The sequence below is a fragment of the Glaciimonas sp. GG7 genome, assembly GCF_052976905.1.
The window spans coordinates 1-8,684 of the sequence record NZ_JBRIIQ010000129.1 but is presented as its reverse complement, the minus strand read 5'-3'; the positions used below and the strand labels follow the sequence as shown (position 1 = coordinate 8,684).

The 8,684-nt window shown below is 51.5% G+C and carries 9 protein-coding genes, 3 tRNA genes and 1 pseudogene; 8 read left to right on the top strand and 5 right to left on the bottom strand.

Annotated elements, in window-relative coordinates; genetic code table 11:
* Positions 1-190, top strand: a 190-nt coding sequence (locus ACVBEF_RS19225; RefSeq protein ID WP_447125526.1) for a hypothetical protein, incomplete at its 5' end; no start/stop codon positions are given.
* 38 nt (positions 191-228) lie between these two features.
* Here ACVBEF_RS19225 and ACVBEF_RS19220 read toward each other — a convergent pair.
* The 3 genes from ACVBEF_RS19220 to aat all read right to left on the bottom strand — a co-directional run bounded on the left by ACVBEF_RS19220 (position 229) and on the right by aat (position 2,873).
* On the bottom strand, positions 229-1,269 hold the full coding sequence (locus tag ACVBEF_RS19220; protein WP_447125525.1) for a quinone-dependent dihydroorotate dehydrogenase: 1,041 nt from the start codon (positions 1,267-1,269) through the stop codon (positions 229-231).
* 39 nt (positions 1,270-1,308) lie between these two features.
* Positions 1,309-2,034 (bottom strand): arginyltransferase, encoded by a 726-nt coding sequence (locus ACVBEF_RS19215; RefSeq protein WP_447125524.1) that lies wholly within the window; start codon positions 2,032-2,034, stop codon positions 1,309-1,311.
* A 110-nt stretch (positions 2,035-2,144) separates the two neighbouring features.
* Positions 2,145-2,873, bottom strand: a complete 729-nt coding sequence (gene aat / locus ACVBEF_RS19210) for a leucyl/phenylalanyl-tRNA--protein transferase (RefSeq protein WP_447125523.1) — start codon at positions 2,871-2,873, stop codon at positions 2,145-2,147.
* A gap of 295 nt (positions 2,874-3,168) precedes the next feature.
* On the opposite strand from aat, the gene ACVBEF_RS19205 reads away from it, so the two are divergent.
* Complete coding sequence (locus ACVBEF_RS19205; RefSeq protein WP_447125522.1) at positions 3,169-4,746, top strand: diguanylate cyclase domain-containing protein; 1,578 nt, start codon at positions 3,169-3,171, stop codon at positions 4,744-4,746.
* Positions 4,716-5,504 carry a putative bifunctional diguanylate cyclase/phosphodiesterase gene (locus ACVBEF_RS19200; RefSeq protein ID WP_447125521.1) on the top strand — a complete coding sequence of 263 codons (789 nt, stop codon included), beginning with the start codon at positions 4,716-4,718 and terminating at the stop codon, positions 5,502-5,504. The genes ACVBEF_RS19205 and ACVBEF_RS19200 overlap by 31 nt, the downstream gene beginning before the upstream one ends.
* A 16-nt stretch (positions 5,505-5,520) precedes the next feature.
* On the opposite strand, the pseudogene ACVBEF_RS19195 reads toward ACVBEF_RS19200, so the two are convergent.
* Positions 5,521-6,092: pseudogene (locus ACVBEF_RS19195) on the bottom strand (NUDIX hydrolase).
* A 255-nt stretch (positions 6,093-6,347) separates the two neighbouring features.
* Between ACVBEF_RS19195 and ACVBEF_RS19190 the strand changes: the two are divergent.
* From ACVBEF_RS19190 to ACVBEF_RS19180, 3 genes are all read left to right on the top strand, one after another.
* Positions 6,348-6,424: transfer RNA gene (locus tag ACVBEF_RS19190), tRNA-Met, on the top strand.
* A 47-nt stretch (positions 6,425-6,471) separates the two neighbouring features.
* Positions 6,472-6,548, top strand: a tRNA-Met gene (locus ACVBEF_RS19185).
* A gap of 46 nt (positions 6,549-6,594) precedes the next feature.
* A tRNA-Met gene (locus ACVBEF_RS19180) sits at positions 6,595-6,671 on the top strand.
* Between the two features lie 183 nt (positions 6,672-6,854).
* On the opposite strand, the gene ACVBEF_RS19175 is transcribed toward ACVBEF_RS19180, so the two are convergent.
* Entirely contained in the window at positions 6,855-7,265 is a 411-nt protein-coding gene (locus ACVBEF_RS19175) for a YXWGXW repeat-containing protein (RefSeq protein WP_447125520.1), read from the bottom strand.
* Positions 7,266-7,478: 213 nt separating this feature from the next.
* On the opposite strand from ACVBEF_RS19175, the gene ACVBEF_RS19170 reads away from it, so the two are divergent.
* Together ACVBEF_RS19170 and ACVBEF_RS19165 are read left to right on the top strand one after the other, a co-directional pair.
* The gene (locus tag ACVBEF_RS19170) at positions 7,479-7,796 is read left to right on the top strand and encodes a 4a-hydroxytetrahydrobiopterin dehydratase (RefSeq protein WP_447125519.1); all 318 of its coding nucleotides are present in this window, start codon (positions 7,479-7,481) and stop codon (positions 7,794-7,796) included.
* Positions 7,797-7,804: 8 nt separating this feature from the next.
* Complete coding sequence (locus ACVBEF_RS19165) at positions 7,805-8,587, top strand: SDR family oxidoreductase (protein ID WP_447125518.1); 783 nt, start codon at positions 7,805-7,807, stop codon at positions 8,585-8,587.
* Positions 8,588-8,684 lie beyond the last annotated feature (97 nt).

Sequence of the window (8,684 nt, the reverse complement as noted above, 5' to 3'; positions counted from 1 at the left end):
ATTTTCCTGCCGCCAGACGGATCAGGCTGAGGACATGTTTGAGCCGAAGGCGAGTTGGTCCTCAGACCCGGCTGGCGGTAGGGAAATTTGGGAACCGCGAAGCGGCAGCGGCATCTGCGGTCGCCTTTTTTTGGTCACTTTTTTTGGCGAAGTAAAAAAAGTGACTGGCCGCCGGGCCACTCCCGGCTAGCATCAACGGAGCGCCAACCGTGTACATTACCGATAAACTCAACCTCTCCGCAACGCATCCCCACACTCCCGCACCAAAGCAGGCCCCCGATAAATCAACCCACTATAAAGCTGCACCAACGCCGCCCCAGCCCCAATCTTAGCCACCGCATCAGCCCCACTCAAAATCCCCCCCACAGCAATAATCGGCACAGCATCCCCAAGCTCAACGCGCAATAGACGGATCACAGTATTGGACAATTCAAACACCGGCCCCCCAGACAATCCCCCAGCTTCATCTGCATAAGCCATCCCCTTAACCGCATCACGCGAGAGGGTAGTATTAGTAGCAATCACCCCATCCATTTTGTGCCGCAATAAGGCATCAGCAATTGTTTTAATTTGCTCAGCATCAATATCGGGCGCAATTTTCAACACAACAGGCACATAGCGTTTATGTTGATCAGCCAACTTAAGCTGCGCCAACTTAAGCTGTGACAAAAGCGCATCAAGCTCAGACGCCCCTTGCAACTGACGCAGATTTTTAGTGTTTGGTGACGAAATATTCACCGTCACATACGTAGCGTACGGATAAACTTTTTCCAGACAATGTAAATAGTCATCCGCAGCATTTTCAATTGGTGTAGCCGCATTTTTACCAATGTTCAGGCCAAGCACGCCAACGCCTTCCTGATAAAATTTTGACGACTGCACATTGCGTACAAACGCATCCACACCACCGTTATTGAACCCCATTCGATTGATGATGGCATTGGCCGCCGGTAGTCGGAACATGCGTGGACGCGGATTGCCGGGTTGCGGTTTCGGCGTCACAGTGCCGATTTCTATCGATCCGAAACCGAGCGCAGCCAAGCCGTCGATAGTCGCCCCATCCTTGTCCAGACCGGCGGCTAATCCAACCGGATTAGGGAAGGTGATCCCCATGACGATACGCGGATCGGGCGCCGGTTTTGGCAGCAATGCAGTCAGCCCGATAGCCTGAGCACGGCGTAATGCCTTCATCGTCAGGTGATGGGCAGCTTCTGGATCGAGAGAAAACAGGACAGGGCGGGCGAGCTTATACAGGAGTTTGGAAGGCACGGTTTTGATTGGTAATGAGCGTTGGCGGGATGCAGCCCGCTATTCTAACGCAGCCCATTCGTTTTCTCGCAGGGCTTCTAGCGGGCCGTAGTTGATTTTGTAGGCCATTTTCGGGCTGTTTTTGATCCAGTAGCCAAGATAGACGTAAGCCATTCCAAGTTGTTGCGCCTGTTTGATCTGCCACAAAATATTGTAAGTACCAAACGACGCACCGGCAACGTCGGGGTCATAGAACGTGTACACCGAAGACAAGCCATCATTGAGTACGTCAATGATGCTGACCATACGTAAGGTGCCATCGGGTTCGCGAAACTCGACCAGCCGTGTATTGACTTTGCTTTGTAGCAAAAACTGGGCGTACTGATCGCGGCTGTCCTGATCCATACCGCCACCGGCATGGCGTGAAATTTGATACCGCAGATACAGCTCGTAATGCTCGTGCACATAGGCCAGATTGGTCACCAGGGCAGTCAGATGACGATGTTTGTCCCAGGCGCGGCGCTGACTACGATTTGGTGAGAATTGATTGACCAGCGTACGCACGGGCGTACACGCCTGACAGCCATCGCAACATGGGCGGTAGGTAAAGATTCCACTGCGTCGAAAGCCATTTTTGACTAACTCCGAATACACATCCGCATTAATCAGATGCGACGGCGTGGCAACTAGCGAACGCGCCTGGCGTCCAGACAGATAGCTGCATGCATAGGGCGCTGTGGCGTAGAACTGCAGGGTTGAAAATGGGAGATCTTTTAGGTGTGTCATGGGCGTCCTTACAAATGTTCTTTCAATATAATTTACACCGTAAGGACAATCTCGTGTTGGTAGAACTACATCCAAAACCGCCATTTAATGCGGCAAAAAAAGCCCATGTTTTATGTCGGGAATAATGGAAGAGGGTACCAGTTCTGAATGTGCGGATAATGTATTGCCAGGCGCAAGTGATGCATAAATACATCGCGTGAAATGGGGGCCGCGCCAAGAGAGGCTAAATGCGGCGTTTCTTGCTGGCAGTCAATCATGGTGACGCCATTTTGGTGCAGAAAATGGACCAGATGGGCCAAGGCAATTTTGGAGGCGTCGGTGATGCGGGCAAACATCGATTCACCGTAAAACATGTGCCCGATACAGACGCCGTAAGCGCCGCCAACTAGCTTGCCGTCGAGCCAGACTTCAACCGAGTGCGCGTAGCCGAGCCGGTGTAGCGCGCAATAGCCCGCGACGATATCGTCTGAAATCCAGGTGCCCTGCGCATCGCGACGCGGTCCGGCACAGGCCCGCATGACTTGCTCAAAAGCAAAATCGAAGCGGATTTGCCAGCGGCGGTCGGTCTGGCTGCTGCGGTGCACCTTGCGCAAGGTTTTTTTTAAGCTCGCGGAGATCTGAAAGTGTTCGGTTTGCAGGACCATGCGCGGGTCGGTACTCCACCAAAGGATGGGCTGCCCCTCAGAAAACCAGGGGAAAATACCGTGGCGATAGGCGTTGAGCAGGCGTTGCGGCGACAAATCCGCGCCCGCGGCAAGCAGTCCGGGCGCGCCATCCTCCTCGCCCAGCGCCCGTGAGACGTCGGGGAAAGGCGTATCCACTTCTAACCAGGGAATCATTGCATCCCTCTCATTATGATTATGACCAGATTGCCTACCATTTTCAGCCTCGGGAAGCTATTGAGAGTTATGTTTTTCATATTTATTTTCCACTCCGAGTGCTTGTTTATGGACAATTTTGGCAGGAAAGTGGTGCAATTAATACAATTTGAACCATGTTGGTGCGATTTATTGTATTTATCCGGGGATTCTCTATCGCTATCAAGCACGATTATGGTGGCCCGATACTTGCAAGTTATTAGTAATATTTATAATCATTTAATATCATTATTCAAAAGATGAGGTATTAGCTACTATGCATAATTCCACTTCTATCGCCTGTCCCTCCTTCGTCGTCTCTCAAAGTAGTGATAACTTGCCCATGATTTTACCCGTGAGTTTGCCTATATCGTCGACACTGCGACTTGCGTTGGCGCAGGTAATGACGCCTGACTCTGTAGAGCAAGCGGCCTCTTTTGGTCGTTGGTGGCATGAGCTTGAGGGTGGCCAGCTTGTGTTGTCAACTGGCGCTGCAACCATGCTCGGTGTTGAAGTCGGCTGGCATCCTACGCTAGAAAGCTGTTTCGTGCATGTGCTGCCCGATGACGTGTTGATGCTGACGTTAGCGCTAACTTCAGAGGTAGTGGGCAAGCAGAACGAATGCGAGTTTCGTGTCATGAGCGAAGCCGATGGTTTGCGTTGGTTGCGATTGGCTTCGTTGCCGCAAACTTCAGTGAAGCAGGATGTGCAAAGCGGCGTTCTGATGGATACGACCGCTTCGAAACACGCTGCAATACGCGAGCGGCTAAGTTTTGAATCCACGCAATTTTTGGTCGGTACGGATACCTTGGGTGCGGCTGTTACCAAGGTAATTAAGCTAGTCTGTGAAAATCTGGGATGGGAGTGGGGTGCTTATTGGGCGATTGAGCCGGGCCAGGCGGAAGACCAGCAACTCGCCTGTAAATATTTCTGGCACGACCCGGACTATCCGCTCACAGCATTTACAGATGAAAGTTGTACGCTGCGGATGGCGGCTGGCGCAGGGTTGGTAGGAACAGTATGGCAAACCGGCGAAGCACGTTGGATTGAAGATTTGGTGACCGATCATAGTTTCTTGCGCTACAACAGCGCTGAAAAATGTCGGCTGCGCTCCGGTTATGTGTTTCCCGTGGTGTATGTGACTGAGGATGGGATTCGTAATAGTCCCGGGGTGCTCGAGTTTTATAGTCGGCTCTCGCGTCAGCGTGAGGCGCGATTGCCGAATCTTTCGGCGACGATAGGTGCACTTATTGCACAGACGGCGCAACGACTCGAGCAGCAGGAAACCATCCGTCAATTGGCGCAGATCGATGGCTTGACGGAGTTGGCTAATCGCACCTATTTTTATCGGATGCTCGATAATCAATGTGCCGACAGTGCCGCCTCGGGCGCATCGTTCGGGTTGATATTTATTGATCTCGATCGCTTTAAGCCTGTCAATGATGCCTTCGGTCATGAGGCTGGGAATGTGGTCTTGCGTGAATTTGCACAACGATTGCAAGCCCTTGCTCCGCCAGGGAGTTACGTTGGACGCCTCGGTGGTGATGAGTTCGCGATTATGTTGATTCCCGAGCGTGCGTCATTGCTGTTAGGTGCATTATTGGATGCGCTAGCTGAGCGCGTATTGGTAGCCGCGCGTACGCCGTTTATGTTTGAAGGTAACGAGATGGCGGTGTCGGCCAGTATTGGCATTAGCATCTTTCCGGAAAACGGCATGACCAGTCCAGAGCTATTGCGCAGTGCCGATGAGGCAATGTATCGGATCAAGAAAAATGGCCGCAATGCGCTGAGTTTTTTTCGAATAGCACCTCCCAGACGCTTGCAGTGCAACAGTCCGACGTGGCATTGCGACTGACGCTGGAGGCGGAGTTGCATCAGGGATTGGCAGATAACGCATTCTTTCTGGAGTATCAACCGATATTCGATGGTGGTGGCCAGCATATGCAGGCTGTTGAAGCCTTGATTCGTTGGCGGCGTGCGAACGGGGAAGTGGTGCGGCCCGATATTTTTATCCCGATTGCAGAACAGAGTAGTTTGATTGTGAGTCTCGGACGTTGGGTCTTGCGGCAAGCCTGTAGCGACCTTGCCATATTGCATCGGTCCGGTTTTGGTGAGTTGCAAATGCATGTCAATATGGCTGCGCCAGAATTTACCAGCAGTGATTTTCCCGATGAACTGAGTGCTATTTTGAAGGAGACGGGAATTGCTTCGTACCATCTTTGCCTGGAGTTGACGGAAGGGATGGTGATGCAGCAACCGGATAAGGTGATCCCGGTCATGCGCGCCCTGCGGCAACTCGGCGTAGGGATTAGCCTTGATGATTTCGGTATGGGTTATTCGTCGCTATCGCGCTTGAAAAATCTGCCTATTTCTTCCATTAAAATTGATCGCTCTTTCGTGAGCGGCTTGCCGAATCAGAAGGAAGACAAAGCGATCGTACGCACCATCATAGAGCTTGGCCGACACATGCATCTGGACGTCATTGCAGAGGGGGTGGAAACCGATGCGCAGTTGGCTTATTTGCGCCAATATGGTTGTAGTCTGATACAGGGATATGTATTGAGTCGCCCTAAGCTGCTTAATGATTTGATCGCTTTGTATCGGCCAGTATAGAAATACTGGCTAAGAGTTAATCGCTGCGCATCGGTTTATAAATATTGTCCGTGTGTAGCGAGAAGCTTGCCGCATTTTTTTTCACTAATTTGAGCTCGTCAAAAAAAGCTTTCAGCGTGTACGCAACGGTGGGGAAGGCAATCTCTTCCCACGGAATCTGCGCTTCGTAAACATCTCAACTTCCAGGCTTTCAATCCCGGCCGCATAGTCAAGATCGAGCAAGGTTGCCCGATAAAACAAATGCACCTGATGCACGCGCGGGACATTGATCATGGAAAAAAGTCCATGTAATGCAATCTTGGCCCCGGCTTCTTCTTCTGTTTCGCGGCGGGCCGCGTCTTCGGTGGTTTCATCGTTTTCCATGAATCCAGCAGGGAGTGTCCAGTAGCCGTGACGCGGTTCTATGGCCCGTTTGCACAGCAAGACACTGACTTCGCCCTCATGCTCCCACACTGGAATGGAGCCGACTACCATCTTTGGATTTTGATAATGAATCGTGCCGCAATTGCTGCACACAAAGCGCTCACGTGTGTCATCAGGCGGAATTTGCAGAGATACAGGATGCGCGCATTCGGAGCAGAATTTCATAGGGATCGTGTCAAGGTCTGGGGGGGGGGCAATGCTTAAGTTGAAGAGCGTGCTCGGTGTCGGACACGGAAGTGTATCACCGCGTCATTGAAATGGATTTCCTACCTATAAAATTTGCTGTTCGGATTGACGCAAAAAGGCCTCAGTCCGCTTGATCGGACTAGGGTGTGTTGACAGCAAATATGCCTCACTGGAATAATTTCAGGTAAGTCCTAGCTATCTCAGTCGATAGGCTATATAATCTCATTCCTCAGACGCGGGGTGGAGCAGTCTGGCAGCTCGTCGGGCTCATAACCCGAAGGTCGTAGGTTCAAATCCTGCCCCCGCAACCAAGATTTAAAATGTCAGAAAATACCCTGGCATTGTTTCAAAATACAGACGCGGGGTGGAGCAGTCTGGCAGCTCGTCGGGCTCATAACCCGAAGGTCGTAGGTTCAAATCCTGCCCCCGCAACCAGATGTGAAATGTCAGAAAATATCCTGATATTGTTTAAAAGTACAGACGCGGGGTGGAGCAGTCTGGCAGCTCGTCGGGCTCATAACCCGAAGGTCGTAGGTTCAAATCCTGCCCCCGCAACCAATAAAAAACCGTTGATCAGCTTAGCTGCTCAACGGTTTTTGCATTTAATCAAGCATAATGTGGGTATTGTTGCACGCGCTCAAAAGCGTTGTTTTTTTAGTCTCTTGATTTACGGCCGTACAAACAAAAAATCCCTTACTGTTATTGCCTAACGGTAAAGGATTTTGCAGACTGGGGGTTGGCTTAATGAAACCCGCTCCGGTGACCGCCGCCGTGATCATTACGATGGCCATTATGACGGTTGTCATGGCGGTTCTGGCGACCATTACCGCGCCGGTCAGGTCCGCGCTCCCAGCCCCCACGATTCAATTGCCAGCCGCCGTGACTGTGGTGCCAACTTGGGCGTTGGTATTGATAACCGGGACGTGCCCGGTCCCAATAACCTTGCCGCCAGACGTGTCGACCGCCGACCCAGTTCCAATATCCCGGCGCCCATATATAGCCAACACGCGGTGGCGGGCGGCGCTCGTAGCGCGGCGGCGGTGGTTGCGAGCCGATGATAATATTGACGCCTACCTGCGCATTTGCCTGCGTCGAGATAAACGCGGTACAGCTCATGGCGACGAGTATTGCGGCACAGAGGAAGCGTTTCATACATGCCTTCAAAGTAGGGATAGTCAAACTTTATCTGCTATTAATAATGACAACAAGCAACGATTCAACTCGTTACAAAGTCAGTTCTTTAATTATATTTCGCCACAAAATATAATGATCAATGGTTAAGCAACCTGCTACTCCCTCACTTCGTTACTTCCGGCGATAGAGCGCATCTTCTTTAATGGTTCTTTTTAATACATGGAGTTTGTTATGACACATTCATCACTTATTGGCGTTGTCGCGGCGCTGCAGAAACTTCCCGGCTGGATTGCGGTAGACGGACGCGATGCGATTGAAAAGACTTTTTTGTTTTCTGATTTTAACGCCGCATTTGGGTTTATGACGCAAGTTGCTTTGTTAGCAGAAAAGTTGGATCACCATCCTGAATGGTCAAATGTTTATAATCGCGTAGTTGTACTACTGACAACCCACGATGCGCATGGTGTGACTGAACTCGATGTGAAATTGGCGCAATTCATGGATCAAGTCGCCGCGACCCACAGCAAAAACGCTCTTAAAACCAACTAAAAACTCCTATGACGCAACCCGTAGTTTTAATTACCGGCGCCGCCAAGCGCGTCGGTCGTGTCATTGCCGAGCGCTTTGCGCAGGCTGGTTATGCCGTCGTCGTGCATTACGGCAACTCACAGGCAGAGGCTTTGGCGACCGTAGCGGCGATGGAAACGGCTGGCTATAACGCGATTGCCCATCGTGCCGACTTGGGCAATCCCACAGAATTGTCGGACATGATGCTGGCGATCTACGCCAGATTCGAACGATTGGATGTACTAGTTAATTGCGCAGCGATATTTTTCCCCGACACACTGGCGGACTTTAGCCTCGACGATCTGGAGCGGTCATGGCAAATTAATTGTCGTGCGCCGCTATTGTTGACCCAGGCTTTTTACCAGCAAGCACGGCAGCGTGGTCAGCAGGGCGTCGTTGTGAACGTGGTAGACCAAAAAGTACGCGCCAACTTTCATCCCGAGGATTTCAGCTATACAGTGGCCAAAGCTGCACTAGGCAACATGACCGCCATGCTGGCGATTTCCGGCGGAGACGTGCTACGGGTGAACGCGTTATATCCGGGTTTGATGACACCCAGCGGAGACCAGACTCAGGCCGATTTCGACTACTCATCCGTGCGCTCAACCCCGCTCGGCTATATTGCGCCGCTGACCGATATTGCAGACGCGATTCTACTACTGACGCGCCCCTCATTTAATGGCGCCGAGTTTACCGTCGATGCCGGACAAAACTTGATTCGCGTGGATCGTGATGTGGTGAATCTGTATCGGGCGCCGTCATTTTTGACGTAACAGAGATTGCCGATAAGGAAACTTGCGTCCTTGATAGTGGCGGCCATTAGTGCACAAAACCAGACCGGCACTGAAAAATAAACCTACGCAAACAAGC

Bases quoted from the DNA above. Each gene is read 5' to 3' on its own strand.
- ACVBEF_RS19170 (WP_447125519.1), top strand. From the start codon at position 7,479: ATGACACATTCATCACTTATTGGCGTTGTCGCGGCGCTGCAGAAACTT.
- ACVBEF_RS19205 (WP_447125522.1), top strand. From the start codon at position 3,169: ATGCATAATTCCACTTCTATCGCCTGTCCCTCCTTCGTCGTCTCTCAA.
- aat (WP_447125523.1), bottom strand. From the start codon at position 2,873: ATGATTCCCTGGTTAGAAGTGGATACGCCTTTCCCCGACGTCTCACGG.
- ACVBEF_RS19165 (WP_447125518.1), top strand. From the start codon at position 7,805: ATGACGCAACCCGTAGTTTTAATTACCGGCGCCGCCAAGCGCGTCGGT.
- ACVBEF_RS19215 (WP_447125524.1), bottom strand. From the start codon at position 2,034: ATGACACACCTAAAAGATCTCCCATTTTCAACCCTGCAGTTCTACGCC.
- ACVBEF_RS19175 (WP_447125520.1), bottom strand. From the start codon at position 7,265: ATGAAACGCTTCCTCTGTGCCGCAATACTCGTCGCCATGAGCTGTACC.